30 protein-coding genes and 1 pseudogene are annotated in these 25,746 nt (G+C 39.3%); 15 read left to right on the top strand and 16 right to left on the bottom strand.

All coding sequences use genetic code 11. The features are described from left to right. Positions 1-15 precede the first annotated feature (15 nt). Positions 16-321: an EthD family reductase gene (locus DTA23_RS11400; protein WP_256603462.1), complete on the top strand. Its 306-nt coding sequence runs from the start codon at positions 16-18 to the stop codon at positions 319-321. 40 nt (positions 322-361) lie between these two features. Then, positions 362-1,288, top strand: coding sequence for an SRPBCC family protein (locus DTA23_RS11405; RefSeq protein WP_236560191.1), 927 nt, complete (start codon positions 362-364; stop codon positions 1,286-1,288). A gap of 42 nt (positions 1,289-1,330) precedes the next feature. Here DTA23_RS11405 and DTA23_RS11410 read toward each other — a convergent pair whose 3' ends face one another. After that, positions 1,331-2,200 (bottom strand): alpha/beta hydrolase, encoded by an 870-nt coding sequence (locus tag DTA23_RS11410; RefSeq protein WP_159332938.1) that lies wholly within the window; start codon positions 2,198-2,200, stop codon positions 1,331-1,333. Positions 2,201-2,444: 244 nt separating this feature from the next. On the opposite strand from DTA23_RS11410, the gene DTA23_RS11415 reads away from it, so the two are divergent. Beyond that, the gene (locus DTA23_RS11415; RefSeq protein ID WP_112374768.1) at positions 2,445-3,314 is read left to right on the top strand and encodes a pirin family protein; all 870 of its coding nucleotides are present in this window, start codon (positions 2,445-2,447) and stop codon (positions 3,312-3,314) included. Positions 3,315-3,419: 105 nt separating this feature from the next. On the opposite strand, the gene DTA23_RS29065 is transcribed toward DTA23_RS11415, so the two are convergent. Together DTA23_RS29065 and DTA23_RS11420 are read right to left on the bottom strand one after the other, a co-directional pair. Next, positions 3,420-3,581 carry a hypothetical protein gene (locus DTA23_RS29065; protein ID WP_236560192.1) on the bottom strand — a complete coding sequence of 54 codons (162 nt, stop codon included), beginning with the start codon at positions 3,579-3,581 and terminating at the stop codon, positions 3,420-3,422. Positions 3,582-3,616: 35 nt separating this feature from the next. Then, positions 3,617-4,654, bottom strand: coding sequence for an MFS transporter (locus DTA23_RS11420; RefSeq protein ID WP_236560193.1), 1,038 nt, complete (start codon positions 4,652-4,654; stop codon positions 3,617-3,619). 220 nt (positions 4,655-4,874) lie between these two features. On the opposite strand from DTA23_RS11420, the gene DTA23_RS11425 reads away from it, so the two are divergent. From DTA23_RS11425 to DTA23_RS11440, 4 genes are all read left to right on the top strand, one after another. Then, positions 4,875-6,464, top strand: a complete 1,590-nt coding sequence (locus DTA23_RS11425) for a Na+/H+ antiporter (protein WP_112374769.1) — start codon at positions 4,875-4,877, stop codon at positions 6,462-6,464. A gap of 205 nt (positions 6,465-6,669) precedes the next feature. Continuing rightward, positions 6,670-7,254, top strand: coding sequence for a 3,4-dihydroxy-2-butanone-4-phosphate synthase (gene ribB / locus DTA23_RS11430; protein WP_083295864.1), 585 nt, complete (start codon positions 6,670-6,672; stop codon positions 7,252-7,254). Further along, on the top strand, positions 7,235-7,993 hold the full coding sequence (locus tag DTA23_RS11435; protein ID WP_070564305.1) for a siderophore-interacting protein: 759 nt from the start codon (positions 7,235-7,237) through the stop codon (positions 7,991-7,993). Before ribB ends, DTA23_RS11435 begins: the two co-directional genes overlap by 20 nt. A gap of 70 nt (positions 7,994-8,063) precedes the next feature. Then, a complete protein-coding gene (locus DTA23_RS11440; RefSeq protein ID WP_070564302.1) occupies positions 8,064-8,633 on the top strand; it encodes a Crp/Fnr family transcriptional regulator in 570 nt (189 codons plus the stop codon). A 91-nt stretch (positions 8,634-8,724) separates the two neighbouring features. On the opposite strand, the gene DTA23_RS11445 is transcribed toward DTA23_RS11440, so the two are convergent. The 3 genes from DTA23_RS11445 to DTA23_RS11455 form a co-directional block, all read right to left on the bottom strand. Further along, positions 8,725-9,960 carry a TCR/Tet family MFS transporter gene (locus tag DTA23_RS11445; RefSeq protein ID WP_321167224.1) on the bottom strand — a complete coding sequence of 412 codons (1,236 nt, stop codon included), beginning with the start codon at positions 9,958-9,960 and terminating at the stop codon, positions 8,725-8,727. Between the two features lie 135 nt (positions 9,961-10,095). Further along, the gene (locus DTA23_RS11450; protein WP_070564298.1) at positions 10,096-10,566 is read right to left on the bottom strand and encodes an OsmC family protein; all 471 of its coding nucleotides are present in this window, start codon (positions 10,564-10,566) and stop codon (positions 10,096-10,098) included. A gap of 106 nt (positions 10,567-10,672) precedes the next feature. Continuing rightward, positions 10,673-11,125 (bottom strand): DinB family protein, encoded by a 453-nt coding sequence (locus tag DTA23_RS11455; RefSeq protein WP_112374770.1) that lies wholly within the window; start codon positions 11,123-11,125, stop codon positions 10,673-10,675. Positions 11,126-11,453: 328 nt separating this feature from the next. On the opposite strand from DTA23_RS11455, the gene DTA23_RS11460 reads away from it, so the two are divergent. From DTA23_RS11460 to DTA23_RS11470, 3 genes are read left to right on the top strand one after another with little or no spacing between them, the layout of a single operon-like run. Further along, positions 11,454-12,563, top strand: a complete 1,110-nt coding sequence (locus DTA23_RS11460) for a sensor histidine kinase (RefSeq protein WP_172462391.1) — start codon at positions 11,454-11,456, stop codon at positions 12,561-12,563. 28 nt (positions 12,564-12,591) lie between these two features. Further along, a complete protein-coding gene (locus DTA23_RS11465) occupies positions 12,592-12,999 on the top strand; it encodes a LytR/AlgR family response regulator transcription factor (protein ID WP_112374772.1) in 408 nt (135 codons plus the stop codon). Positions 13,000-13,022: 23 nt separating this feature from the next. Further along, positions 13,023-13,295 carry a LytR/AlgR family response regulator transcription factor gene (locus DTA23_RS11470; RefSeq protein ID WP_256603507.1) on the top strand — a complete coding sequence of 91 codons (273 nt, stop codon included), beginning with the start codon at positions 13,023-13,025 and terminating at the stop codon, positions 13,293-13,295. On the opposite strand, the gene DTA23_RS30375 is transcribed toward DTA23_RS11470, so the two are convergent. The 7 genes from DTA23_RS30375 to DTA23_RS27115 all read right to left on the bottom strand — a co-directional run bounded on the left by DTA23_RS30375 (position 13,251) and on the right by DTA23_RS27115 (position 16,986). Beyond that, positions 13,251-13,505, bottom strand: coding sequence for a lantibiotic dehydratase C-terminal domain-containing protein (locus DTA23_RS30375; RefSeq protein ID WP_112374774.1), 255 nt, complete (start codon positions 13,503-13,505; stop codon positions 13,251-13,253). The genes DTA23_RS11470 and DTA23_RS30375 overlap by 45 nt on opposite strands. A 47-nt stretch (positions 13,506-13,552) precedes the next feature. After that, entirely contained in the window at positions 13,553-15,040 is a 1,488-nt protein-coding gene (locus tag DTA23_RS11480) for a lantibiotic dehydratase (RefSeq protein ID WP_256603508.1), read from the bottom strand. 52 nt (positions 15,041-15,092) lie between these two features. Further along, on the bottom strand, positions 15,093-15,443 hold the full coding sequence (locus DTA23_RS11485) for a lantibiotic dehydratase (protein ID WP_112374776.1): 351 nt from the start codon (positions 15,441-15,443) through the stop codon (positions 15,093-15,095). Between the two features lie 181 nt (positions 15,444-15,624). Then, a complete protein-coding gene (locus DTA23_RS11490; protein ID WP_172462392.1) occupies positions 15,625-15,987 on the bottom strand; it encodes a lantibiotic dehydratase in 363 nt (120 codons plus the stop codon). Then, the gene (locus DTA23_RS11495; RefSeq protein ID WP_112374778.1) at positions 15,971-16,375 is read right to left on the bottom strand and encodes a lantibiotic dehydratase; all 405 of its coding nucleotides are present in this window, start codon (positions 16,373-16,375) and stop codon (positions 15,971-15,973) included. The genes DTA23_RS11490 and DTA23_RS11495 overlap by 17 nt, the downstream gene beginning before the upstream one ends. 12 nt (positions 16,376-16,387) lie before the next feature. Beyond that, positions 16,388-16,756, bottom strand: coding sequence for a response regulator (locus DTA23_RS11500; RefSeq protein WP_070564280.1), 369 nt, complete (start codon positions 16,754-16,756; stop codon positions 16,388-16,390). A gap of 86 nt (positions 16,757-16,842) precedes the next feature. Continuing rightward, complete coding sequence (locus DTA23_RS27115) at positions 16,843-16,986, bottom strand: hypothetical protein (protein ID WP_159332940.1); 144 nt, start codon at positions 16,984-16,986, stop codon at positions 16,843-16,845. 561 nt (positions 16,987-17,547) lie between these two features. Between DTA23_RS27115 and DTA23_RS27120 the strand changes: the two genes are divergently transcribed. The 3 genes and pseudogenes from DTA23_RS27120 to DTA23_RS11510 all read left to right on the top strand — a co-directional run bounded on the left by DTA23_RS27120 (position 17,548) and on the right by DTA23_RS11510 (position 20,631). After that, the gene (locus tag DTA23_RS27120; RefSeq protein ID WP_172462393.1) at positions 17,548-17,703 is read left to right on the top strand and encodes a hypothetical protein; all 156 of its coding nucleotides are present in this window, start codon (positions 17,548-17,550) and stop codon (positions 17,701-17,703) included. Positions 17,704-17,859: 156 nt separating this feature from the next. Further along, positions 17,860-20,267 (top strand): annotated as a pseudogene (locus DTA23_RS11505) (heavy metal translocating P-type ATPase). 142 nt (positions 20,268-20,409) lie between these two features. After that, positions 20,410-20,631 (top strand): heavy-metal-associated domain-containing protein, encoded by a 222-nt coding sequence (locus DTA23_RS11510; RefSeq protein WP_112374779.1) that lies wholly within the window; start codon positions 20,410-20,412, stop codon positions 20,629-20,631. Positions 20,632-20,990: 359 nt separating this feature from the next. Here DTA23_RS11510 and DTA23_RS11520 read toward each other — a convergent pair whose 3' ends face one another. Continuing rightward, positions 20,991-22,025, bottom strand: coding sequence for a retropepsin-like aspartic protease (locus DTA23_RS11520; RefSeq protein WP_146753064.1), 1,035 nt, complete (start codon positions 22,023-22,025; stop codon positions 20,991-20,993). A 279-nt stretch (positions 22,026-22,304) separates the two neighbouring features. On the opposite strand from DTA23_RS11520, the gene DTA23_RS11525 reads away from it, so the two are divergent. Both DTA23_RS11525 and DTA23_RS11530 read left to right on the top strand, forming a co-directional pair. After that, on the top strand, positions 22,305-22,874 hold the full coding sequence (locus tag DTA23_RS11525) for a TlpA family protein disulfide reductase (RefSeq protein ID WP_112374838.1): 570 nt from the start codon (positions 22,305-22,307) through the stop codon (positions 22,872-22,874). A 93-nt stretch (positions 22,875-22,967) separates the two neighbouring features. Then, positions 22,968-23,861: a cation diffusion facilitator family transporter gene (locus DTA23_RS11530; protein ID WP_112374782.1), complete on the top strand. Its 894-nt coding sequence runs from the start codon at positions 22,968-22,970 to the stop codon at positions 23,859-23,861. A gap of 57 nt (positions 23,862-23,918) precedes the next feature. On the opposite strand, the gene DTA23_RS11535 is transcribed toward DTA23_RS11530, so the two are convergent. Both DTA23_RS11535 and rpiA read right to left on the bottom strand, forming a co-directional pair. Further along, positions 23,919-24,947: a Gfo/Idh/MocA family protein gene (locus tag DTA23_RS11535; RefSeq protein ID WP_112374783.1), complete on the bottom strand. Its 1,029-nt coding sequence runs from the start codon at positions 24,945-24,947 to the stop codon at positions 23,919-23,921. Between the two features lie 61 nt (positions 24,948-25,008). Further along, positions 25,009-25,740, bottom strand: coding sequence for a ribose 5-phosphate isomerase A (rpiA, locus tag DTA23_RS11540; RefSeq protein WP_070564256.1), 732 nt, complete (start codon positions 25,738-25,740; stop codon positions 25,009-25,011). Between the last annotated feature and the right edge of the window lie 6 nt (positions 25,741-25,746).

Consider the following 25,746-nt stretch of genomic DNA (forward strand, 5'->3'; position numbering starts at 1 on the left):
GACAGGATGGTACGAATGATCGCAATATATAAGACCCCTACGAATAGGGAGTTTTTTGACAAACACTATTTTGAGACCCATATTCCCTTGGCAAAAACGCTTCCTGGACTTATTCGTTATGAAGTGGCCAAAGGTGGAATTATGTCCACGACTGGACACAACGATGTGTATTGTATTGGAACTTTATATTTTGAAAGTTTAGCAGCGATTAAAATAGCATTTGCGTCTGAAGAAGGAAAGGCGTGTGCAGTTGACCGAAGAATCTTGGCACCTCATGATCATGATGTTCAGATTTACATATTTGATTCGATTGAGGTATAGGAAGATAAGAAGTATGAGTTAATGGTTAAAAATACGAAGAATGATGAAAAAGGAAGATTTTAAAATGAGTATTACCGTTGATGCAGGTGCTCAACGCGTATTTGAAGCAATCAATAATGTCCGTGGATGGTGGTCTCAAAATATTGAAGGGCCAACTGCTGCTTTGCATGATGAGTTTATATATCATTATCAGGATGTACATCGTTGTCGAATACGAATAGAAACGATGGAAACAGATCGTAAAGTAGCCTGGCGGGTCCTCGAAAACTATTTTAAATTTACCCAGGATGAACGGGAATGGACTAATAGTTCCATTATCTTCGATATTGTTGAAGATGTAGGTACAACTACATTACATTTCACCCATCGTGGGCTTAATTCCCAGATGGAATGTTACAAGGTATGTCATGATGCCTGGACATATTACATAGCGGACAGCCTAAGACAATTGATTTTAACGGGGATGGGACAGCCTACTCCAAAGGAGGAAATAGCGCTGGACGCTATGGAAGAGAATCGCATACCACATGATCCTGGGACAAAAAGTATCTACCATAGATTGTTAATTGAAACTCCGGTAGAGACTGTTTACAAGGCGCTTACAACGGCGGAAGGACTAGCAGGCTGGTGGACACCAGATACGAAGGCAAAGCCAGAGATTGGTGCGATCCTGCGCTTTGGATTTGGTCCCAGCTATTTTAAAAATATGGAAGTTATTGCGCTGAAGCCTTATTCCAGGGTCGAGTGGCGCTGTGTCAAGGCATTTGAGGAATGGATTGGAACGACACTGACCTTTGAACTTGAACCTCAGCAAAAGGGATGTATGCTGCTGTTTCACCATGATGGCTGGACAAATTATAGTGCGGAATTCGCTTCCTGTAGTTTTGATTGGGCACTATTTTTCAGGAGTTTAAAATTTTTCTGTGAAAAAGGAAAGGGTTTTCCTTATCCCGAATTTAATGTATAAAATTCGGGAAGGGGCATAGTGTATTTTTGGTATAAAATGAGACTATCGCAATAGCTTGGCAATCGCATGCAGATAGTCTTTATTTTTAGAAAAATCATTATGTCCCTCCTTTGCCAACCGAATCAATTTATCCTGTTTTTTAAAGAATCTACTCAGTTTAATGGAAGAGTCAAAATAGACGGCTTTATCCTGGTCTCCGTGGAAGATGATCGTTCTACATTTTACTTTTTGTAATGCCGAAGCATTGTCGAAATGAAAGGGGAGCCCGCTTGTATCGAGCTCAGGAGCGATATGTTGCGTCCAATCTTCAAAACTATAGTAAGGTGCCTGAAGAATAAGTATTTTTGGGGCGTTATGCGAAGCAATAGTTGAAGCCAGTGCTGTACCCATCGATTGACCAATTATGATGATATGATCTTCCGGATAATGTTGTTTCAGGTTATCATAGACTATTTGCAGATCACTATAAAGTAGTTCTTCATTGGTTACTTTACCTTCACTTTTTCCGTAACCTCGGTAGTCTAACATAAAAAGATCATAGCCGTTATCAGTATAGATATTCGCAATTTTACCCCAAGTGTCTACCGCCCCATTACTGCCATGCAAATAGAAAATTAGTCCTTTGCTCTTGTCTGCCTTAAACAAGATCCCATGGAGTTTAACATGATCTGCTGTTGTGATAAATTTTTCTTCATATTTGCCCTGAAAATGGAAGGTTGAATCTTGGAGCTTTTTGCTTGGAAATAGTTGTTCCTCAAGGATCTCATTCCAGTTTGGTTTCACTTTAGCCTTACTATTGGCTTGCGCATGTACTACGAGGTATGAAAAGATGAATAGCAGGAGTAATAGCATTGGACGTGACCAAATGTGACGATAGAATTTTGTTAATGCGGTGGTATTGTTTACGTGCATAAATATACTTGGTCTATGATTTTTATTTAAGTTACACATTTCTGTGGCATCCAGAAAATGTGGGAATTCCTAGTTTTAGCGGTATCTTTCTTATAAACTTAATCTAGGTTAAGTTTACGCCTTAATCTAGGTTGTTGGAAGCAGACTTCTTCTTGTCGTACCTTTGAGATAGCAATTTAAAATGAAGTGATCATTTAGGCTTCAACTTAAATTCATCAAGAACGATAAAAAAGGAGATTATAACATGAAAAAATCAATTGAAAGAATTTTCCAACGTCCAGCTCAACCTGGCATGGTAGGAGATGGATTTCGTGTATTTAATATGATACCAGGGAATGGGATTTCCCAAAAGAGGATGAGTCCATTTCTTTTACTGGATTTCAATGCAGCATTTGATTTTGGACCTTCGGATCATATTAGAGGCGTGGATGTACATCCGCATAAAGGATTTGAAACCGTGACTATCGCCTACAAAGGTAGTGTAGCCCATCATGACAGTTCGGGGAATAGCGGTGTTATTCGTCCGGGTGATGTACAATGGATGACTGCCGGCGCTGGCATATTGCATAAAGAGTACCATGAAGAGGAATTTTCAAAGAAAGGCGGATTATTTGAAATGGTTCAGCTCTGGGTTAATTTACCAGCGAAAGATAAATCAACAGCGGCGCACTATCAGGCAATTACTGCCGATCAGAAGGGGAAAGTCGTGTTGCCCGATGCGGCAGGGGTAGTCAATGTCATCGCGGGGAAATTTCAGGATATGGTTGGACCAGCGAGCACCTATACCCCTGTCAATCTGTTTGACATCAAATTGGAAGAACAGCATGAAACGAACTTTTTGGTTCCACAAAATCATAATACAGCGATGCTCGTTGTGAATGGCGAGGTTGTAGTCAACGGTGAACTTGCTAAGGAGCATAGCTTTGTCTTATTTGGTCATGATGGTGAAGAGATTTCGATAAGGGCAAATAAGAATGCAGTTTTACTTGTGTTAAGTGGTGAACCCATTGATGAACCTATCGTGAGTTATGGCCCATTTGTAATGAATACACAGGCGGAGATTTACCAAGCCTTTGAAGATTTTCAAGCTGGCAAGTTTGGCGTACTTGAATAAATGAAATAAATTTCCATACATGGCTTATATCCTTAATATGTAGGCCATGTATGGAAATCAAAATGTCCGTTAACTTGCATTTCTTGGGATTGTCGTGCTCAACGACTAAGAAAAGTTTTTTGGTCGTCTATCATAGCCGACATGCACGATGAGGACCAGTAGTGTACAACAAAAGCCGGTCAATACCACGCCATTCCATTGAAAGTATTTCCAAGCCAGGGAAGCCAAGTAACTACCCAATGATCCACCGGCAAAGTAACTAAACATATAGACTGTATTTAGTCGGTTGGTTGCCCCTAGATTTAAGGAAAAAAAGCAGATTGATTGCTGATATGCATGGATTGTAAACCCAGGTCGATTAAGATTACACCTGTTATTAATCCGATATAGCTATTCCCTCCGATGTAGAATAAAATCCAGCTCAATAGCAGGATAAATATGGAACCAAGAATAATGGTATACGTAGAAACACGCGTTGCAATCCGGCCGACCACTGATGCTGCCAGCGCGCCAACAGCCCCTATTAATCCGAAGGATCCCGCTACGGCAGAGCCTGCGTAGAAAGGAGCTTCCTGTAAATGAAATACTAATGTAATCCAAAAAGCACTGAATCCAGCAAAGCCTAAAGCCCCTCTGAGTGCAGATAGCCGTAATACCGGTTGAGTTTTTGTCAGATGGACCAAGGAGTGCATTAATTGGAGATAAGTACCTTGAAATGTCGGTTTTACATCAGGTAGTGCGAAAGCTAATAATAACATGAATAAAACCATTAATGCTATAGCTATATAATAGATTGCTTGCCATCCCCAGATATCGCCAATAAATCCAGCTGCGACACGGGAAAGCAGAATACCCAATAGTAAGCCACTCATGACCATTCCGATTGATGAATTGCGTTTTTCGGGAGCAGCTAGTTCGGCCGTGAGGGGAACGAGCATTTGAGGAACGACAGAGCTGAATCCAACCATAAAGCTTGCGATATAGAGCAACTCGAGGGTGGGAGCTAAGACCATAGCCAATAAGGAGACTACGATCAGCAGAAATATGGTTAATATTAATTTCTTTCTTTTTATCATATCTCCCAAAGGGACGATAAAGAGCAGCCCGGTTGCAAAACCGATCTGTGTGAGCATAGCAATCATGCTAATTGTAGCTTCACTAACGTGAAAGTCTTTTGCCATCAATCCCAAAAGCGGCTGATTATAATAGTTGTTGCCGACCACTATTCCCGTTGTCAAGGTAATAAGCCATAAAAGGGGCTTCGTAAGTACAGGTGTATGCCGCTTTGAGTCTACGTGAAACTCTATGTTTTGATTTGTTATGTCTGTTGTATGTATCATTTTGAATTTTATTTCCTTGGCTGCAAATTTACAGCGATCAGTAATGGAGGAATTGAAGAATTCGATCCATGAATTGAAGAATTGAAGTTTGATTAACCTAAATTGATCCAGAAGTTCGATAATTATGTACTGGATTAGCTATTGTGTTGCTGTTTTTTGACTTAAGTCATGGTTTTTCAGTTGCGAGGCGATTAGTTTTGGGACTTAAATTTTTTATCAAATGACAGAACTCGAGCATATTATTTGGATTTCTATTATTTTAATTGTGATCACATCAGTTAGGAGCCGTTTAAAACTAGCACTCCCCATTTTATTGGTTATCGTGGGACTTATATTGAGTTTGGCACAGTGCTTTCCGGTATTGGCGATTAATCCCGATATAATTTTTAATATAGTTTTGCCGCCAATTTTGTTTGATGCAGCCTGGAATACATCTATTCCGGATTTCAAACGGCAATTTTCTAAGATTTCTTTATTGGCAGTCGGACTGGTATTGATTACAACGACTGTTATTGCAGTTGTTGTTCATTCGATCATTCCAGGATTTAACTGGGCGATTTCCTTTGCGTTAGGGGCAATTATTTCGCCACCGGACGCGATAGCAGCGACGAGCATTGCGAAGGATCTTCCCCTATCGAGAAAATTAATCACGCTTCTTGAGGGGGAAAGTCTGCTTAATGATGCATCCGCATTAATTGCATTTAAGTGTGCGATTATAGCATTGGTAAGTGGTGGTTTTTCATTTTGGAATGCTGGATTACAGTTTGTGATAATGGGAATAAGTGGAGTGGCAATAGGTTTGTCGATCGGTTATGGGTTTGTAAAATTACATCGCTTTCTCCATGGCAATAGTAATGTCGAAACCTTTGCTGTGTTGTTGTTACCATTTGCGACATATAGCCTTGCTGAACATTTAGCCGCTTCAGGGGTCCTGGCTGTCGTCAGTTTAGGTATGTATATCTCCTGGAATTCCTTTTCCTTATTTAGCTCAGCAAGCCGTTTACAGATGAGCCATTTTTGGGATGTCATTATTTTTATTCTAAATGGACTCGTTTTTTTGATTTTAGGCATGCAGCTTCCCCACATTGTTGAAGCAATACCTCGTTCAGAAATAATCGTTCTGACTTTGTACGGCTTCTTGATCTTCTGTCTGTTAATTCTGATACGCTTAATTGTGACCTACTTTTTTCCGCTGTTTTCTTGTCGGGAAGATAAAGAGGATGCAGCTTTTCAATGGCGATTTCGAAAGGAGTATATTATTTTGTCTTGGTCGGGTATGCGCGGGGTTGTTTCACTTGCTACCGCATTTGCATTGCCTTTATATGCAAACAATGGTTCGCTCATTGCACAGCGAAATACCGTTCTCTTTCTTTCCTTTGTTGTCATTATTTTCACGTTAGTTATTCAAGGAATTAGTTTGCCTCAACTTATTAAGCGTATTACTCCCAAGCCGAACAAACAGGATAAGGGGAAAGAACTAAACGATTTATTGATTGAGCGTTCGTTAAGCTATTTGGAAAGTCTGGAAATCGACAGACCATTAGTGCAAGAAGTCGTACAAAAGATGCAAGTAAAGTTGCAAAATCAAAGGGAAGAACCTAACGACATGAAGAGATCTATCAAAGACATTATCTGTAGGGATGAGTGGCGAGCATGCTATTTTGACATCGAACTATCTATGATTCAAGTGCAGCGAAAAGAACTTGTGAGAAGCTATCAAAAGGGGATTTATCCCTTGGAAGATGTTAGGAAAAAGGAATTTGAACTTGATTTATGGACAGCAAATATTTATCAAGAAATGAAATTGTAGGTGTTTGCTGTTTTTGACTTAAGTCAATGTTTATTGTTTTTCATGGATAGATCTTTGTCATCAAATAAGCCAGCCTCAGTTATTCGGAAAGAGGCAGGATAATATAGAATGATATGAAAAATTTGTTAACAATGTTTGGGGATGATCCCATAGCAAGAGTAGAAAGGCATTAAAGGATTTACAGGCCGGTAAAGGGGTTCTTCTTATCGATAATGAAGATCGAGAGAATGAGGGGGATCTTATTTTCTCTGCCCAAAACATGAGCATACCGGATATGGTACAAATGATCCGGTATTGTAGTGGTGTTGTCTGTCTTTGTCTCACCCATGAGAAAGCGAATGAATTAGACTTACCTTATATGGTGTCAGCTAATTCAAGTCCTTACCAAACGCCATTTACAGTATCTATCGATGCAAAGATAGGGGCAACTACGGGGCTCTCGGCTTCCGATCGAATTGCCACAATAAGAGCGGCCTGTGCGCAGGATGCCAAACCGGGGGACCTTGTTCGCCCAGGTCATATCTTTCCCTTGCGGGCGCACGCGAACGGAGTATTGGGTCGCGATGGTCATACAGAAGGCAGTATCGATTTGATGCTTATGGCGGGTTTAGAACCGATGGCTGTCTTATGTGAATTGATGAATGAGGATGGGACAATGGCGCGTTTGAATGAGGTCTCAGCATTCGGACTGAAACATAATCTTACCGTATTATCTATTGAGGATATTGTTACCTATAGAAAGCTAAATAGTAATCATCGAAAAACAGTATATGAATCAGACAAACACTAAAAAAATAAGATCGTTATTCCGCGTTGGCCGAAAAGAGTACCTTACACCACATCTTATCAGGGTAATATTTGATTTAACCGATGAGCAGCTCGGGTTATTGGCCGAAGTCAGTTCGGGTTCAAATAACAAGCTTTTCGTTCCGTTACAGCACAATGCGCAAGAAGTAGTCGTCAGAACTTACACCAATCGTAAAATAGATCTTTCTAACAGAGAATTGCATATCGATTTTGTTGTTCATGGTGATAGCGGTCCTGCATCTGCATGGGCAATCAAGGCGGAAAAGGGCGATCAATTGGAAATTGGCATGAAGGAGAGCAAAAGAAAATTGGTTCCCCAGGTAGACTGTTACCTGCTGGTTGGAGACACAACAGCTTTACCGGTTATTGCTGCAATATTAGAAGAGCTTCCAGCGACGGCTAGAGCAAAAGTAATTATTGAGATTCCGGCAAAAGAAGACGAGCTTGTATTGTCCTCAGCCTGCAGTGCACTCATACAATGGTGTTATAATCAGACACCAGAACAAGGGAGTAATCTCGCTGAATATGTTAAAAAAGCCGACTTTAGGGCGGATGATCAAACGAGTTATATCTTTATTGCTGCGGAGTATGCCATTGTGAAAGAATTACGTCATTACTTTCGGGAGGAAAAAGGGAGAACTTCACAAGACCTATATGCCTGCGCATACTGGAGAGTGGGGCATGCAGAAAGTGAACTTATGAATTTAAATGAGCCGATCTAGTTCTTGAATTAGTTACTGTTAATCCAATTTTATTAGTTTTGCTGGAAATTAATTTAGAACAGCAATTAAAATGGATGAGCTATTGATATCCTATATCACGAGTAAAATTACGGTAACAGAAGATGAATTACATCTAATACGCTCATATTTTAAGCCTTTAAAGCTAAAGAAAAATGAGTTTTTGTTGGCCAATGGTGAAATAAGCCAACGCTCATTTTTCGTGACCAAGGGGTGTTTACGTATTTTTTTTATTAATGAGTCTGGACAAGAAGCAACACGCTACTTTGCCTTTGAGAATCAGTTTGCAACCGCATTAGTCAGTTTTATTACAGGAGAAGAGTCCGAAGAATTCATTCAGGCTTTGGAACCTACTGAAATCTACTATATAAGTCATAAGGATTTTTATCATTTGTTGGACCTTATTCCACAGTGGGAGAAGTTCTACCGTCTCTATTTGGAAATTGCCTATGTAACAAATACAAAGCGTCTGATGTCATTTTTAATGCAAGATGCCCTTGAAAAATATCGTTTATTGTTGGATGAAAATCCAATGGTTGTCAGAAGGCTATCCAATAGAATAGTTGCTTCCTATCTGAATATTTCACAGGAGACATTGAGCCGTTTAAAGTCAAAGCTCTAAAACTCAACTGGCCTATGCTGTTCTTAAATGCATAGGCCAGTTGAGTTTTAGAGGAAGATAGATGAAAATAGTGCAGACTGATCAATCAGGTTTAAAGATTTATTTGCTGATTTCTCTTTTTGCGAGAAGCATTATAGACAATGATCACACTAATCGTCATCAGGATAAATGCTAAGAAAAACGGCGCGCCAGAAAATTTAAATGGTGCTTTGTCATGGGTGAAATAATAAAATAGGTTTGTCATCATTGGTGGACCAATAATCGATGTTGCACTCATTAAGCTTGTTAGTGCACCTTGAAGTTCACCCTGTTCGTTTGAAGGAACATTTTTTGTAATAACAGACTGAAGAGCTGGTCCACAAATACCACCCAAGCAATAGGGGATAAGGAAGACGAACATCATCCATCCTTCGCTTGCAAACGAGAATAACAGTAGTCCAATAGCATACAGGGTCAATCCATAGAAAATGCTTTTTTGTTCACCAAGTTTGGGCGTTGTCCATCGAATTAAAACGCCCTGAACCAATCCAATCAATAATCCAATAACACCTAATGAGATACCCACCATTCTTTCTGTCCAGTCGAATTTATACATGGTGAAGAAGTTCCAGTTACTTTGAACTGCGTGGCCTGCGATATATATTAAAATTAAGGCAACGATTAATCCGGATATTTCTGGATGTTTTCCAAGAAACTTAAAGGATCCAATTGGATTTGCGCGTTTCCATTCAAAAGCTCTACGTTTTTCTTTATCTAAGCTCTCAGGTAAGATAAAATAGCCATATAGAAAGTTTAGCATACACAGTCCTGCGGCCGCATAAAAGGGAACCCTGGCACCATAGTGACCGAGCAGACCGCCAATAACTGGGCCGATGATAAAGCCTAGACCAAATGCAGCGCCTATCAAGCCAAAGTTCTTTGCCCGATCTTCATCCGTAGATATATCGGCGATATAAGCACTTGCCGTTGTAAAACTAGCACCTGTCAATCCGGCGATAACGCGTCCTAAGAATAGCCAACCTATAGTTGGTGCGAGGGCAAGAAAGATGTAGTCTACCGCAAAGCCAAAAAGTGAGATCAATATAATTGGCCTTCTGCCATATTTATCGCTGAGGTTACCAACGACGGGAGAACAGATGAATTGCGTGAAAGCATAGGCAAAGCCGAGCCAACCGCCATATTTTGCCGCTTCACTGACATCGCTATGAATCAATTCCTCGATAAGTTTAGGGACGACAGGAATAATGATTCCCCAACCCGTAATATCGATTAGTAGTGTAATAAATATGAATCCGATTGCTGCTTTTTTCTTGGAATTTTCCATCATGATTTAAAAGTAATGAAATCCTTAAAAACTTGTTTGTTATTTAATTACTAATTTGTGGTGAGTGTCGCATTTTCGATAGCGTTAACAAATCGAAAAGAGGGAGCTTTTTTCTTTCGATAGCGTGCCCATTTCTGGTTAAATCGCTTGACATTTGGGATGGTGCAGCACCGTGAAATTACATGAATTCGCAATAAAACACAGTTTATTTGCTTGGGTATGTAAGGATAAAGCAAGTTCTATCTGGGATTCATCTGTGATGAGAACCTCGGGGTGTAATATAACTTCTGTAAAACGACCACTTCCATCTCCATCCGTTTCCAGGGTAGCGATAGCATTGTCCTTATAGGATAAAATCTCGATGCTATTTTTCGAGCAGACGTATAAATAGGACATCATGTGGCAAGAAATCAGGCTGCTCAGCAGCAAATCTTCCGGATTGTACAATGCAGGGTCACCCTTGAATGCTTTTGCTGCGGAAACTTGCAGGTCAGCTTTCCCCTCGATCGCGATGTGATGGCTTTTTGTATAAATTTTTGAACCTACAACACTAGGCTGTTCAGGATGATTCCAAGCCAAGGACGCTTTAAAGATATGTTTGTAACTCATTTTGTTTCAAATTTAAGGTCTTCTCCGATATTATAGAACGTCTAGTCCGCCAACTGCAACTACTTCGTTTGTCATCAGACCACGGCGGCGTCTGATGACAGTACTGTTATGTGCGAACAAAAGTGATATAATCTGTGTTGACAGGTTCAATGCCATTTTTTCGCATTTCGCTTGCTATTTGCGCCCTGTGATAGGTGCCATGATTAAAGACGTGTAACAGAATGTCGTTGGCCTTGTTATGAAAAGCCTGATGCTGTGTGTTTGTATAATTGACAATTTCATCCTCCGTATCATTTCTGCGCCGAATTTGCTGCCTAAATCCTTCAGAAGCTAAATCGTGATACCTTTGGCAATCGATGATACTGTGCTCATCCCAAACACCAACAGGTGGTTTTTCACCAGTTAATCGACTTAACCAAATAATCTGAGCATTGACAATATGGCTAAAGAGCCGTATGCAAGAATGAGGTACATTTTCGCCTTCACTTTTCAATTTATCCAGGAGTGCTGTATTGGCCCAGTTATTATATAACCAAAGCTGCATAAAAGTAGTTGACATCTAATTGTTGTTTATGTGGGTTCTATAAAATTAAATATACGGAAGATCGCAATAAATTTTTTGCCAACCCCATCAATCGTTCATTTTATGGACAATTTATGGTTGAAAATTTAAAGCAATATATTTGTTACAATTTTATTCTTTTCTACGTAATTCTATTTTTTGGTTTGTTCAGATCTTAATTGAGATATATTCAGATTGTTAGCGTTATAGGTTGTTGTTTTTTGTCGCAGAAATGTCTTTTTGCGTTCTCGCATAGCAAGTCAGACTACCACAGACTAAAGGATATCATTATATTAGACTGATATTATCGAAAAGTATGCTATCTATGAACAGGTTTTTCCAAAATTACAATACGGGAAAACGTATTATTCTTCATTTGTGTTTTTGGTTTTTGGTTTTGGGAATGCAATTCATTTCCTATCAGCGGATAGATATTGATAATTCCTGGATTTTGTTTGTAAAGGACGTATTTTCTTTGTTGACCATATTTTATGTAACAGCGTATGTCATCATTCCGCGCTGGTTTATTCCTGGAAAGTTTGTGTTGTGTATATTGTGGTTATTGTTTATTTATGCCTGGTGGTCGTTTCTAAGTTATTTTGCAGCCCTATTAACATTGAAATATCTAACACCAGATGTTCGCCTGTCAAGCTATCTTGAAATAATACTAAGTCAAGGAATCTTCGGTGCTTTTCGCCTTTCTTCCATTAGCGATTATTTGTTGGATTTTATTTTTCTGGTGGCCCTGCCTTTGACCGTAAAAATTGTACAGGCGTTTATGTCTGTCCGAAATTCAAAAATGAAACTCGAATTGAAAAATTCAGCACTTGAGTTGAACAATGTCCAGTTGGAACTTGCTTTTCTAAAATACCAGATTAATCCACATTTTTTACTTAACACACTTTATAGCATCTATGTGCTGGTATCCGATCATGATGAAAGAGGCGGCGAAAGTATGATGCGTTTAAGCAGTATGATGGTGTATTTACTGCATGAAAGTAATCAACCCAGGATAGAAATTAGTCGCGAATTTCAATTGCTAAAGGATTATGTTGAATTGGAAAAGTTACGCTATAGCGAGACCGTGCAGATCAATCTAAATTTGGCGGCTGAAGACGAAAGCTGCATGATGGTTCCTTTGATCTTTTTTCCGTTTGTAGAAAATGCATTCAAACACGGACCTCGGCTAAGTTCTTCGGCGGGATGGATATCCATAGACATTAAGGTGAAGGATGACAAGGTGTATATGCACGTGGCTAATGCATATAGGGAACTTTCAAAACCAGAAAATTATATCGGCGGATTAGGGATAGAAAATGTAAAAAAGCGACTGGAACTTCATTATCCTCATCATCATAATTTGAAAATAAAGTCGCATGAGGGTGTATTTAGTGTTAATCTTGTTGTAAATTTACATTCGGAAACAGAACCGTAGCACCAAAGCAGCGGGTTGCGAAGTACTTATGAATAGAATTAAAACTATCCTTATTGAAGATGAGCCTATTGCGAGAGGTCGCCTGGAGAAATTAGTTTCCAAATTAGGCCTGATCGAAATATTGGGTGTATTTGAAAACCCATTGCAAGCAATTGACGTTTTAAGGCAGCAAGAGGTAGATCTCATTTTGTCAGATATAGATATGCCTGAAATGGATGGAATTACCTTTCTCAAAGGACTTGCTCATCCACCATTTGTTGTTTTTATAACTGGGCATTATGAGTATGCTGTTGATGGGTTTGAATTGGAAGTAATCGATTATATCTTAAAGCCACTCCTGACGGAAGAGCGATTGATCAAGGCAATTGAAAAAGTTCAAAAGGCAATCTTGTTTTCTCGAAGAGGGCACAGGGTGAAAGAAAAGCGATTAAGATAAAGGATCGGAACAAAACTATTTTTATAGATCCTGCAGATATTTTCTATCTAAAAGCCTGGGGGGATTACATTCAAATTTATACGTTAGAAGGTATGCAGACTTTGCTGTCGACAATGAAAGATATGGAAGCAGAACTGCCTTGGGATATGTTTGCTCGTATGCATCGATCCTATATTGTCAATATCAAACAGATCAAGGGTGTTGAGGCAAGTAAAGTCATTCTGAAAAATGGGACAGAACTCGGTATTGGTTTACAATATCGTAATCAGCTCTTCGCGAAGATGGGACTTATATAATTTATCGGGTTCATAGGTTATACGTTTTTTCTGTTTCCCAATTTGCATTTTATAATAGCCAACCATAAAATGGTAAACAGCAAGTTCATGTAAGCGTTGATCGGACATGAACAATCGGTTAATGAACATATGAATGTAGCTTGATAGTAACGATGTTCGGGCTGACTTGAATTCATCTTGATCGGTATGACTCCGTAAGGTGTTAAATATGCTGTATTGAAGTGCATTTAGTTTCTTTTTCGATTCTTCAGGGTTGTCTAAAGGTTTGTCGAACCAGTCTTTTTCTCTTTAAACTTATTGTTGAGATGAATCCAAAGGTTTTTATTATTATCAAATTCTTGCTGATAAAGGGTATTCATCTGTAGGCAGAAATCTCTTTTCTCGATCAGTGTAAATTTTGCAGCTTCTAATAGCGACTCAATATTTTCGAAAGCCAGGCGCCATCGATCATTGATTGAAGTACTTTGTTGGATAACCTTCAGTACCGTTTCGCTCTGTTGATAGAATAGCTCCTCACTAAGTTCCATACAAAATGGTGTATATCGTTCAATCTCCCGTGTATAAGTGTCAAAGGATAGCGTTGATATCTGTCCATCTTTAATAAACTGTTCCAATAGGGTATTAAGCGTGGATATAACGAAATAATACTGGCTTGGATCTGAAAGCTCAACTCTAAATCGAATGGGGGGCGATGGATCGTCGTAGCGTATAAAAAACCATTTTTTTAGGACATCTTGTTGATTAAGTGTCGCTACGATTAGGGGGAAAATTTCCTTTAACAAGGTGTCTGCAACATGTAAACCACAATAGATCTTGGCGTAAAGCCATTCACTGCCCAAGGGAAAGCATCTTTTTAGGTTACTTTCTTGAGGGGCTGATTCATTTGTGAAAGTCTCCTGCTGTGATTCTATTGGAATAATGATTTCGTTGGCAAAAATATGTCCATCTTTATCGCAGACTACTGATGAATAGTCATTCAGGATATATTCGGTTAATATGATCTCTCTTTTGCACATATGATCCAATACGATTTCTATGCAAAAAGGATTGTCTAAATTTATCAACAATTCATTATCGCCACTGCTGATGATGACCATTGCAGGAATTGCTAGCTCCGCTTGTATATTTTTTATGAAAGCCTGAGGGGTACTGGGGTATTTCGCTATTTTTTGAATTCGCCATTGTGCTCTAGACAAGATAATATTTTTGTAGCTTGTTCTTGGGAGTCTCGGCTGCTCCTTCATAATCCCCCAATTCCAGGAAAGATCCAACCTATTATTTTGGAACTGAAAATCTGCGAGAAACTTATATATATTCATACCCTGTTCAAAATTGTGGGCGGTAGTTAAACGGGGTATAACCATTTTATTGAATTTCCTGGACCACAAGATTAGGCGCTGGTCTTTGATGAACAGGTATAAGTCATTAACATCAATTTGCTCTTGTTCTTTATCGATTGTCGGGCTTAGACAAATTGATGCTTTTCGCAGCGCAGGTCTATAAATGATATTTCCAGCATTATTGTCTGGGTAATGACAAATCTCGGCAAGTATCGCATTTGGAAACTGCTGTTGCTCTGTGTCGGCAGATTCCTTCAACTTGTTATTCAATTTTTCATCCAGATGTGCAAATCTGGAAATTAAGTTTCCTGATGACGAACCACCAATGGTAACCAGATTGAAGAATAAGTTTTCCTGACATGAACTTCTAAGGAGATTGCCGATGGCATAGCATGAAGAAGGGATCTATTGACAGTTTGTTTACGTTGTTTAGCGATATGATCTAGATCTTCGCTGGTCAGCTGAATTCGGTGAATTGATTTTTTACACTTTCTACAAATTTTTCAATGACCAGATCTTGATAATGGTGGTCGCCATATTTTTTTTCGCCCGCCGGGGTGATGTTGTTAACTTCCCCGAGTATTTCATCCGTTATATTGTAAACACCTTCTTGACGTCCGTAACCAATCCCAATATCGGGGTCTAGAGCTGTCGTTAGCGGAACCATTCTATCTTCATATTTAACAGAGAACGCAGCTCTAAACCGATCAAAATCTGTTAACTTAGCCTGGCTGCAAAGTGGTAGTAAATCCTGAAATTGATCTCTTATGTGATCTAATGCGGTATCTGATAAATTGTTTTCGTCCATCCTATGAGAAGGTCCCCCTGTAACGAATTGGTCATATCGAGGTCTGGAGCCAAAGGCTGCAATAATTTAAGGATGGCGGTTCGGATCTCAATGACAGATTGAGAACTATGAAGCCATTTTCTTATCGTTAATAAAGGATTTAAATAATTTCCCTCCTTATCCACTCTTTCAAGCGTCGTTATCAGGCTGTCCAGATAACCTCGGCCAATGACATTGGGCTGTAATTCAGAGGATATGATTCCAAGGCTGATGAGTTATTGACGAATAGGGCCGCATGCGTTATCGATGCTCCAAGACCTTGCAGCAGATCGATTAATGATTGATAGTGGCTGGTTCTCTTATTGTGTTCAAAGTATTGGATGACTCGATCCAAAACTGGAGTAAGCCTTATACGTTTCAGGATATGCTGTCCTTTCTTCCCATTTGTCACTTTTTGATAATATTTGTAATATTTACCATCTAAGTATAAGGTGGGATTGAGACGATAATAGAGTTGACTGTAAATTCTTTTGTCTTTTGATATCTGTTCAATAATTTTTGTCAAATGGTGTATCCAGTTTTAAAACAGCTTGATTTGCATTTGACCTGATTAACGATACCTTTTTTTCGGAGACGGCAATGTTCCCAAAAGATACCCCTGCGAATAAACCGAAAGGCGTACTTCTGGTGCTCATCCTAATCGCATATTTGAGTAGTGAAGCGATCATTTTTGAGCTGCTTTCTTTCTTGTATTCAAGCCATTTTTGAACTTCCGCCGAGAAGGCCGGGCTTGCCAGAAATAAGGCTTCTTTTAATTGCTCAATTTGAAACAAATGACGAAGTTTCTCTTCTATTTCATGTCGCTCAGTTATCGTTAAAAGATCAACGGCAGATGCAGCTGGAAGTAGCGGCGTGCGCAGAAGAAAATAATCGGATAAGTGGAATAATGACATGAATTAGTTGGACTAGTATTGCATGACTTGTTTTATACAAGACTGAAACATCTGGGGCGAAATTGGTTTTTGCAGCGCAAAATGCTTCCTGTTTTTGATAAATTCTGGATATTGCCAACGTGACACGGCGGAGGTGATGATCAGGATTGGAATATCAGCGATCAATTCGGCTAGTGTATTAATATTACCGCCGCTAACAATGAGATCGAGGAATAGGATGTCTGCAGATTTTAGATCATGGCTAAATAATGCTGGATTTTCAATGTCTTCAACCATCTTAATCAATTGAAGATCTGGAAACATGTGAATGTATTCAACTATTTTTTTTGTCGCCAGTGGTTCATCCTCAATGAGAATACATTTAAGCTTGGGTGAAGTCATATACTCGATTCTTTTTTTATTTATTAGGCAATGAAGACGATTGCTGTAAGGCGCCTACCAGAACGCCTTCACAGCGTTATCCTCTTTTATATTACTTTTGAAGATGTAACTGTCTTAATAGTTACCAGTTCCATATCATCAAAATCAAAAAATGAGATCGGTTCTACCGCGCAGACAGTTTGTACATCCAGTACAAAATCCTCTGCTAAAAAATTTTCAATGTTTTCCATAGTTATACGTTTAAATTGTAAACAAATGTGCTCGCTATGGAAAAGAACAACGAAAAATATCGACAGAATTGAAAATGAATCAGACGAACTAAAGAATCTATTCGACGAAAAAAATAGTGTCTGTTGCTATTTATGTTCGCGATGTAGTAGACTTTGTTTGCAGAGCCTGCCAGATCATCATGGACATTGAAAGAAGTTCTATTGTGTGTTTCTGGAAAATTCGACGAAATAGCATTTGAATACGATGAAACAGCAGTAGCTTCATTGTAGTATTCCATCTGGTTCGTTATCTTAGATTCATCTATTTTAGCATCAAAAAACCATTTCTTTAGCCATTAAAGCCATGTAGCTTAAATAGATCAACCAACGAGAGGGCTTGAGGTAATTCCTTAAACCAAAAAAGCATCTACCAAAAAAATAGGTGAGTAGTGTGGGCGCGTAAAACAAATGAGAATATGAATTTATCTAATGAAATGTATGGTTTTTTGAAAAGAGAAGGTTTACGGTTATTTAGAAAAAAAGTAAGCTGGCAGACCTCTGCGAGATATCAAATCTATGGAGATGGGAAAACAAAGATCGGTGTCGGCATTTGACAGAATTCAAAATTTTATCGATGAAGATACCAGTGCATCCGGCTGGAGTGGAATGGAAAAGATTAAACTCGAAGAACGGGGTGATTATATTATCTATGGTTTTGTTGAGAAAATTGAAAGCTAAGAAGAGTTCTCCATATGATTTTTTCCATTGAGCTTGACCTTTCGTATTTTATTATCGAGTAAATTTTACAAATCAATTCCTTAATTGTGTAATGACTTTAATCTTATTTGTGGCCAAATTTGTTGTGTAAAATTAAACAATAAGTTATGGCGACAGATATTTATAAGGATACGGTTTTATCTACCTTTAGAAGATGTTGAAAGCGAACATTGTGCATTCAATTGTCGAAAAGGACTAGCCCAGGTTAAAGGCCTAGCGAGCTATCGGGTGGAATTGAATAACCACAGAGCTGCTATCGTACCGAAGGATAGTGAAGCCGTCGTTAGCAGTGTAAAACGATCAAAGATCTTGGTTATGGTGTTTCTACATTAACCAAAACATTTCCAGTTCTTGGGATGACTTGTGCCTCCTGCGCCAGTAGCGCTGAAAGTATGGCGAAATATGAACAAGGGGTTGTCAATGCGTCTGTAAATTTTGCAACAGGAAACCTTACGGTGGAGTATTTGCCTAATATTACGGATCATTTAAAAATCCAGAAAGCGGTTCAGGCTGGTGGCTATGATTTATTAATCGAAGATGAATCTACTCAGCAGGAAACGTTGGAGGCTATTCACGCCGAGAAATTCCGTAAGCTTAAAATCAAAACTCGATGGGCAGTAATACTTTCGCTTCCCGTGGTCGTGATAGGTATGTTCTTTATGGATATGCCGTACGCAAATCCTATTATGTGGCTGTTTTCCACGCCAGTAGTTCTTTGGCTGGGCAAGGACTTTTTTGTCAACGCGTGGAAACAGGCAAAACATCGTTCGGCAAATATGGATACGCTTGTTGCGTTAAGCACGGGAATAGCCTACATCTTTAGTGTGTTTAATATGCTCTTTGCTGAATTTTGGCATCAGCGTGGCTTGCATGCACATGTGTATTTTGAGGCCGCCTCAGTCGTCATTGCTTTTATTTTATTGGGTAAACTACTGGAAGAGAAGGCTAAAGGTAACACCTCATCCGCCATTAAAAAGCTAATGGGCCTGCAGCCTAAGACGGTGATGGTCATTCAATCGGATGGAACAGAGCGTCAGGTCGCTATAGAAGCCGTTAATACCGGCGATATTATTCTGGTGAAACCAGGGGAGAAGATCGCCGTTGATGGGGTTGTTATCAGTGGAAATTCCTATGTTGACGAAAGTATGTTAAGCGGAGAGCCGGTCCCTGTTTTAAAAATGGGCAATGAGCAGGTATTTGCAGGGACGATCAATCAGAAGGGCAGTTTTCAGTTCAAAGCTACAAAAGTTGGCCGGGAAACAATGCTTGCCCAGATCATTAAAATGGTACAGGATGCACAAGGAAGCAAGGCTCCTGTGCAAAAACTGGTCGATCGAATTGCTGCTGTATTTGTTCCTATTGTCATTGGTATTGCTATTTTAACTTTTCTACTGTGGTTTACTTTAGGTGGAGAAAACCATCTGGTACAGGGTTTATTGGCGGCAGTAACGGTTTTGGTTATCGCTTGTCCTTGTGCACTAGGTTTAGCAACTCCCACAGCAATCATGGTTGGAGTGGGTAAGGGAGCTGAGCAGGGTATTTTAATTAAAGATGCGAAAAGTCTGGAGCTGGCCAAAAAGGTAAATACAGTTGTTTTGGATAAAACCGGCACCATTACGGAAGGAAAACCTGTGGTCACTGACCTGTATTGGAAAAATGATGAGGATAGTTTGAAAGTTATCTTGTTGAGCCTGGAGAAACAGTCAGAGCATCCATTGGCAGAAGCTGTAGTCGGGTATTTTAAAGATGTAAAAGCTACTCCAGTATCCTTTATTGAAAGTATTACTGGGAAAGGTGTTAAAGGCAGTGATGGAATCGAAACGTACTCTGTAGGTAATCGCAGGTTGTTGGATGAGAATGGGATCACAATTCCGACGGATTTGATGGAACATGGCACCCAATGGGAAAATCAATCCAAAACAGTGATCTGGTTTGCCAACAGTCATACTGCGTTAGCGGTAATAGCCATTGCGGACCGGATTAAGGAAACTTCTGTGCGTGCTATCAAGGAGATGCAGGCCATGGGCATTGAGCTATATATGCTGACTGGTGACAACGAGGCTACGGCTAGGGCCATTGCCGCGGAAACAGGTCTTCAGCATTACAAAGCGGAAGTATTGACAGAGCACAAAGCTGATTTTGTTAAAGAATTGCAGCAAAGAGGGCAGGTGGTCGCTATGGTTGGGGACGGTATTAATGACAGTACAGCCTTAGCAACCGCGGATGTCAGTATTGCAATGGGGAAGGGAAGTGATATTGCAATGGATGTAGCAAAAATGACAATTATTTCATCTGATTTGACGAAGATACCGCAGGCCATTCGACTTTCGAAACAAACGGTCGCGACGATTAAACAAAATTTGTTCTGGGCTTTTATTTATAATTTAATTGGGATTCCCCTCGCCGCAGGTATTCTGTATCCAATCAATGGTTTCCTTTTAAACCCGATGATAGCTGGAGCTGCAATGGCATTGAGCAGTGTAAGTGTTGTCAGTAATAGCTTGCGACTTCGCTGGAAAAAATAGCTAACTATGGTTGAGGCCTAGACCTCATCTTAAACGGTAAATATTGCAAAACAAAATAGAAAAACTGTAAATACAACCCATCGAATTAAAGGGATATTTGTATAGATAATTAAATAGATTAATAACATTAAAATTAAATAACATGGAAAGCAAAGAACTTCAATTTAAAACAAACCTTACTTGTGGGGGATGCGTGTCCAAAGTAAGCGCTGATCTGGATAGTGTGGACGGTATCTGTGAATGGAATGTTGACACCACAAATGCAGACAAAATTCTGACTGTAAAAGCTGAAGGCGTTTCGGAGGAAGAAATCATTGAAATTATCAAAAAGAAGGGCTTTAATGCCACGGCCTACTCCGCCTAATTGTTCAATAAATCTATAGAACCCCATAAAAATACCCTAAAAGTTTTGTCCAACCTTTAGGGGTTTTTTATGGGGTATTGTGATGAGACTAAACCGAGCTTAGCTTTCTGTTAATTAAATTGGATAAACATATCTTTAAAATTTAGTATCATTATAGAAAATTGGCGAATAATATCTTGTCCTATATTTCCATACACGGTTTCATTCTTAATCTTCGATTTTAATAGGCTTATATTTTTAAGAGCGATCGGTTTATCGCTAATATGGAATGTATGTTGTATAACAAATCCGTCATATTCAACTTGACCGCCTGCGCCTCCCATGGCGACCTTGGTCGGTATATCCTGTTTTTCGATATGTTATTTGTAGGTTTCGTAAAATGGTGCATAAAGGATTGTTTTTTCAGCTCCTGTATCAAAAGTATAGTGCTTTCCGTCAATGGCAATAAGCGGTGATAACCCATCTATTGCAAGATTCGATGCTTTCCATGAAACTGTAGGTCTCTTGGGTACAATGAAAAAATCGTCCTGGGTAAGCTGTACTTCTTGCAGTGCTTCAATAACAGGGAAGCCTATTATACCATTGATCTGATAGCCAATTTGCGGGATACAAAGTGCGCTGTCTGGGAAAACCAGGAATATTGCGTTTGAAATGTTGATGCTACCAAGTTTTAATTGTTTACAAACGGCCAAATCGGCTTTGATAGAAACACCGGTAATGGCGTCTACATCAATATCTGCACGGATAAGATCCATATGAAGACGTTTGGCCACGGACTCTGTGACTGTCGATAGGTTTGCTCCGGTATCAAATATAAAACTTGCCGTATCGCCGTTGACTGTTAGTGTTAGATTCTTCAACCCGGCTTTATCTTTCGTCATTTTAAGACGGGTATCGGCGTTGATTTCTATAAGCTGTGGCCGCACATGTTCTAGTGCTGACCAGATTTTTAGATTGTTTCTGAGATCCGCTCTTGTATCTGTTGACAGCAAAGGATCGAAGTCGAGTAGGATTTTCTGGGTTGTCTGTTTTGCCCCCGCGTAATCTTTCAGTTTGACAAAATTATCTTCCTGAACACGCCGTAATTTTAGTCGCAGTGTGTCGGGTAATTCTTCTGTTGCTGCGCTCAATAGTGCTATTTTTTTGTTTGAAGCGATGGGTTTGTTAAAGGCGTTATCGAGTATTGCCAAAATAAAAACTTGCTCATTGGCGTTTAAGAAAGGTTTATTTACCCTAAACAGGTTGCGGGCAGTGAAGAAATCTTTTGATGCTATTAGCTGATATAGCCTGTTGAATTTAGTTGAGGAGGATTGTCCGAAATTAAGCTGGATGGTGATGAATAACAGGAAACATATTGATACGCATTTTTTGAAATGATTTGCTGGGAGATTCATGGTGTATTCAATTAATTGTCTTTTGGTCAACGATATGTTCACGCTCTTAAATGTCGGAAAAGTTCTTGTTAATTTTTTAATTTTATTGTTGCTTATTTTGTTATTGATCAATGGTTTATGTTGTGGAGTTGTGTGTAATACTTGTGGTCTTGAATAATTAAGGTTAAATTAGCTAATGTTTTGAGAAATTTCTCCCAGAAGGATTGGATAGACGAGGTCTCCGCGATTGGTGGACAGTAATATATTTGTAAATAGCATAATTTAATGAAACAGAAGACGATGAATATTAGGTATAATAAAGGAATTATTTTTTTTGGTCTTGCGGCTTTATCGACCAGTTTATTTTTTGGCTGTGGAAACACAGGCACTAAAAATGAGGCCAAGGCCGAAAAGGTCGAGGGACCTGCTGAAGCTATTGCTGACACTGCAACCACAACGCAGGAGTTATCTTTTAAGGATAAAGAGGGTAAGGTTCTTCAATTAAGTGCTTTAAAAGGTAAGGTCGTGTTTATTAATTTCTGGGCGACTTGGTGTCCCCCATGTATTCATGAACTACCTTCTATTGACCAGCTTAGGCAATCGCTTAAAGATAATAAAGATATCGTTTTTCTCATGGTAGATGTTGATGGCGACATGGAAAAGTCTTCAGCATTCATGGCCGAAAACAAGTATCATCTACCACTTTACATAGCAGCGGGTGAAATTCCTGCAGAATTCTTAGGACAGTCCATACCAACAACGGTTATCTTGGATAAAGCGGGTAAGATCGTGGAGCGTCTGGAAGGAAGCCGTGACTATGGGGCCCCTGAGATAAAAAAAGCATTGGAGGATATCGCGAGCGGTAGCTAAAGCTCGAAGGTTGTGATCACTATTTTCTATAGCTGGAGAATAGAATTTGAAAAGAAAAACAGTATTTTCGCGGTGTCAAGTTAATTTATAGCTATGTCCGAACTTCAAGAGCAGACTGCAGTCAGAACGACTTATTTTAGTATTGTAGGTAATGCATCACTGGCATTATTAAAATGGTTAGCTGGTTTCTTTGGAAACTCTTATGCGCTGATAGCGGATGCAATTGAGTCAACGGCAGATATTTTCTCTTCATTTCTAGTGCTCCTCGGTTTAAAATATGCGCAACGACCTGCCGACGACAATCACCCTTATGGTCATGGTCGGGTAGAACCACTCATTACATTTATTGTCGTTGGTTTTCTTATTGTTTCTGCAACCATAATCGCTTATGAAAGTATTGAGAATATAGGAACGCCACATGACCTGCCAAAGCCTTGGACCTTATTTGTTCTGGGTGGTATCATTGTGTGGAAAGAGATTTCTTATAGGATCGTTATGAAGAAAAGTAAAGAAACTAATAGTTCTTCACTTCGTGCAGACGCTTGGCATCATCGAAGCGATGCGATAACGTCAGTTGCAGCTTTCATTGGGATATCTATTGCATTGTTGCTCGGAAAGGGATATGAAAATGCGGATGACTACGCGGCATTATTTGCCGCTGGATTTATACTTTATAACTGTTACCATATTTTCAGACCGGCGCTTGGCGAGATCATGGATGAAAATGTATACGATGAGGTCATTGACAATATCCGGCAAGAAGCATTAAAAGTAGATGGGATAAAAGCCACGGAAAAATGTTTTGTCCGCAAATCGGGGGCTAAATATCACGTCGATCTGCACGCTATTGTCGATAGTGAAATTACGGTAAGAGAAGGGCATGAGCTGGCGCATAAACTCAAAGACCACTTGGTTGCGCATATTCCTGATCTTAGTCATGTGATGATCCATATTGAACCGAACGAATGCCTTTGGGAATCAAATTAAAAATGGCAGCACCTATTATTTTTCTTGAACCGTGCTGCCATTTGATTGTTTAAAAACTTAGGTGTTTTCAGCTTCAAGCAATTGAATCTGCCATTTAATCTGATCCGCTTTAATAGGGTAATCGATATTATTTCTTAAGCTTTCATAAATGGCTTCAAACAGCTGATTGTAATCTCCTGTATGTGGCGTTACTAAAGACTGATGTTTTTGATTTGATACGTCTATCGTAACAAGTTTTCCCTCGAGGCCGGCTGGCTCAAGGCCATAAGATGGATCGTCGGGCAGCATACCATCTAGCAATTGCTGTTCTTGCACATCCGTCATATTCTTGATAAAACTCCCTTTTGTACCATGTAAGACAAAGGCGGGCTGCGGAGAGGCGACAAGTAAACTGCCTGTTAAATACACGTTCAGTCCAGCTGGATAATAAAGATGATAGTGAAAATAATCTGCAACTTTAGAATCGGGTCTGTTGATGGATGTTGTCTTGGTAAATTTAACCGGTTTTCCAAAAAGTGAGATTGCCTGATCAATAAGGTGCGGGCCTAGGTCATAAGTGATACCATTGGAAATATACTGCGTATCTTCCTTAAAGTATTTTTGTCCCAATTCCATTTTATAGCGATCAAATCTGAAATGCACTTCAATCAGTTTTCCTAATTCTCCACTTTCGATCACTTTTTTAATGTCTAAAAAGTGACTGTCATATCGTCTGTTTTGATAGAAAAATAAGTCTTTTCCTTGTTTTTTGCTGATGGCAAGAAGCGTATCGAATTGTGTAGAATCATCAACGGCAGGTTTTTCTATCAAAACATGTTTTCCTGCCTCTAGGGCGTCTTTTGCGTATTGGAAATGGGTATAGTTTGGTGTGTTCACAATGACCAGTTCGATGCTTTCATCCGCTAGTAATTCAGTTATATTATCGTAGCTTTTTATTGCCGGATAAAATTCATGTGCGTTTTTTTTCGACCGTTCTACAACAGCGCTGAGATTGAAATGTGGATTGGTATGTATAAATGGCGCGTGAAAAACACGTCCTGACATGCCAAAACTTAGTATTCCTGTGTTAATTTGAGTGTGTTTCATGTTGATTAAAATATTTTAGCGCAGTCTTGCTACTTGTTGGACTTCAATATAAAATTTAATGCTATTGCGTGCTTTTTTTGTCCGTGTTCGATTCTACAATGCGGTTTGCAAAGTGATGTGTTACGCCATCTTCTGTTGCTCGAAGACATACCGAACACAGTTGATAAAAAAGTGAATGTTCTACAACGCCTGTAATGAGTTTGATTTGTTTATTCAAATCAAAAATATCAGGCAGTTTAGAAAAATAAATGTCTGCCAGGAAATTACCTCTCTCAGATAGTAGAGGCCCCGATTTTTGTTCAGATTTTCGTAATACAATGTTTGATATCGCTGAAGAATAGCTTGATTTTAGTTCTTTAAGTACCGATAGCCAGGCGTCGGGAATAATTTCAACACATAGCGGATATTTTGTGGTCAGTTTATCGACCATCTTTGCGCCATCGACCAAGAGAATAAATTGCTTTGCCATATTCGCCATAATCTTTTCACCTGTATGTACGCCGCCGCCACTTTTGAACGCATTTAAATGAATGTCCACCTGATCACAGCTGTCAAAATAATAATCCAGCGTTGCTATGGTACTGTTATCAATACAAATAAGACCATTTTCTTGGAGCAGTATTTTGGTTTCCAAAGAAGGCGATGTAAATTTCAGGCTGGATTTAAAACTGACCCTACTGGCAATTAATTCAATGAAATAAGCTATTGTTGATCCAACACCTAGTCCAATGAATTGATCAGGTTCTAAAAGTTGAAGAGCAGCTTTGGCGGCTTCCTGTTTGAGATTGTTCATAAATGG

It is taken from the genome of Sphingobacterium multivorum (assembly GCF_900457465.1).
In the GTDB taxonomy this organism is placed as follows: Bacteria; Bacteroidota; Bacteroidia; order Sphingobacteriales; family Sphingobacteriaceae; genus Sphingobacterium; species Sphingobacterium multivorum.

What these genes read in the sequence shown, in the direction of transcription:
- DTA23_RS11400 (WP_256603462.1), top strand. Translation starts at nt 16, where the DNA reads ATGATCGCAATATATAAGACCCCTACGAATAGGGAGTTTTTTGACAAA.
- DTA23_RS11405 (WP_236560191.1), top strand. Translation starts at nt 362, where the DNA reads ATGATGAAAAAGGAAGATTTTAAAATGAGTATTACCGTTGATGCAGGT.
- DTA23_RS11410 (WP_159332938.1), bottom strand. Translation starts at nt 2,200, where the DNA reads ATGCACGTAAACAATACCACCGCATTAACAAAATTCTATCGTCACATT.
- DTA23_RS11415 (WP_112374768.1), top strand. Translation starts at nt 2,445, where the DNA reads ATGAAAAAATCAATTGAAAGAATTTTCCAACGTCCAGCTCAACCTGGC.
- DTA23_RS29065 (WP_236560192.1), bottom strand. Translation starts at nt 3,581, where the DNA reads ATGTTTAGTTACTTTGCCGGTGGATCATTGGGTAGTTACTTGGCTTCC.
- DTA23_RS11420 (WP_236560193.1), bottom strand. Translation starts at nt 4,654, where the DNA reads ATGATACATACAACAGACATAACAAATCAAAACATAGAGTTTCACGTA.
- DTA23_RS11425 (WP_112374769.1), top strand. Translation starts at nt 4,875, where the DNA reads ATGACAGAACTCGAGCATATTATTTGGATTTCTATTATTTTAATTGTG.
- DTA23_RS11435 (WP_070564305.1), top strand. Translation starts at nt 7,235, where the DNA reads ATGAATCAGACAAACACTAAAAAAATAAGATCGTTATTCCGCGTTGGC.
- DTA23_RS11440 (WP_070564302.1), top strand. Translation starts at nt 8,064, where the DNA reads ATGGATGAGCTATTGATATCCTATATCACGAGTAAAATTACGGTAACA.
- DTA23_RS11445 (WP_321167224.1), bottom strand. Translation starts at nt 9,960, where the DNA reads ATGATGGAAAATTCCAAGAAAAAAGCAGCAATCGGATTCATATTTATT.
- DTA23_RS11450 (WP_070564298.1), bottom strand. Translation starts at nt 10,566, where the DNA reads ATGAGTTACAAACATATCTTTAAAGCGTCCTTGGCTTGGAATCATCCT.
- DTA23_RS11455 (WP_112374770.1), bottom strand. Translation starts at nt 11,125, where the DNA reads ATGTCAACTACTTTTATGCAGCTTTGGTTATATAATAACTGGGCCAAT.
- DTA23_RS11460 (WP_172462391.1), top strand. Translation starts at nt 11,454, where the DNA reads ATGAACAGGTTTTTCCAAAATTACAATACGGGAAAACGTATTATTCTT.
- DTA23_RS11465 (WP_112374772.1), top strand. Translation starts at nt 12,592, where the DNA reads ATGAATAGAATTAAAACTATCCTTATTGAAGATGAGCCTATTGCGAGA.
- DTA23_RS11485 (WP_112374776.1), bottom strand. Translation starts at nt 15,443, where the DNA reads ATGGACGAAAACAATTTATCAGATACCGCATTAGATCACATAAGAGAT.
- DTA23_RS11495 (WP_112374778.1), bottom strand. Translation starts at nt 16,375, where the DNA reads ATGTCATTATTCCACTTATCCGATTATTTTCTTCTGCGCACGCCGCTA.
- DTA23_RS11500 (WP_070564280.1), bottom strand. Translation starts at nt 16,756, where the DNA reads ATGACTTCACCCAAGCTTAAATGTATTCTCATTGAGGATGAACCACTG.
- DTA23_RS27115 (WP_159332940.1), bottom strand. Translation starts at nt 16,986, where the DNA reads ATGGAAAACATTGAAAATTTTTTAGCAGAGGATTTTGTACTGGATGTA.
- DTA23_RS27120 (WP_172462393.1), top strand. Translation starts at nt 17,548, where the DNA reads ATGGGAAAACAAAGATCGGTGTCGGCATTTGACAGAATTCAAAATTTT.
- DTA23_RS11510 (WP_112374779.1), top strand. Translation starts at nt 20,410, where the DNA reads ATGGAAAGCAAAGAACTTCAATTTAAAACAAACCTTACTTGTGGGGGA.
- DTA23_RS11520 (WP_146753064.1), bottom strand. Translation starts at nt 22,025, where the DNA reads ATGAATCTCCCAGCAAATCATTTCAAAAAATGCGTATCAATATGTTTC.
- DTA23_RS11525 (WP_112374838.1), top strand. Translation starts at nt 22,305, where the DNA reads ATGAATATTAGGTATAATAAAGGAATTATTTTTTTTGGTCTTGCGGCT.
- DTA23_RS11530 (WP_112374782.1), top strand. Translation starts at nt 22,968, where the DNA reads ATGTCCGAACTTCAAGAGCAGACTGCAGTCAGAACGACTTATTTTAGT.
- DTA23_RS11535 (WP_112374783.1), bottom strand. Translation starts at nt 24,947, where the DNA reads ATGAAACACACTCAAATTAACACAGGAATACTAAGTTTTGGCATGTCA.
- rpiA (WP_070564256.1), bottom strand. Translation starts at nt 25,740, where the DNA reads ATGAACAATCTCAAACAGGAAGCCGCCAAAGCTGCTCTTCAACTTTTA.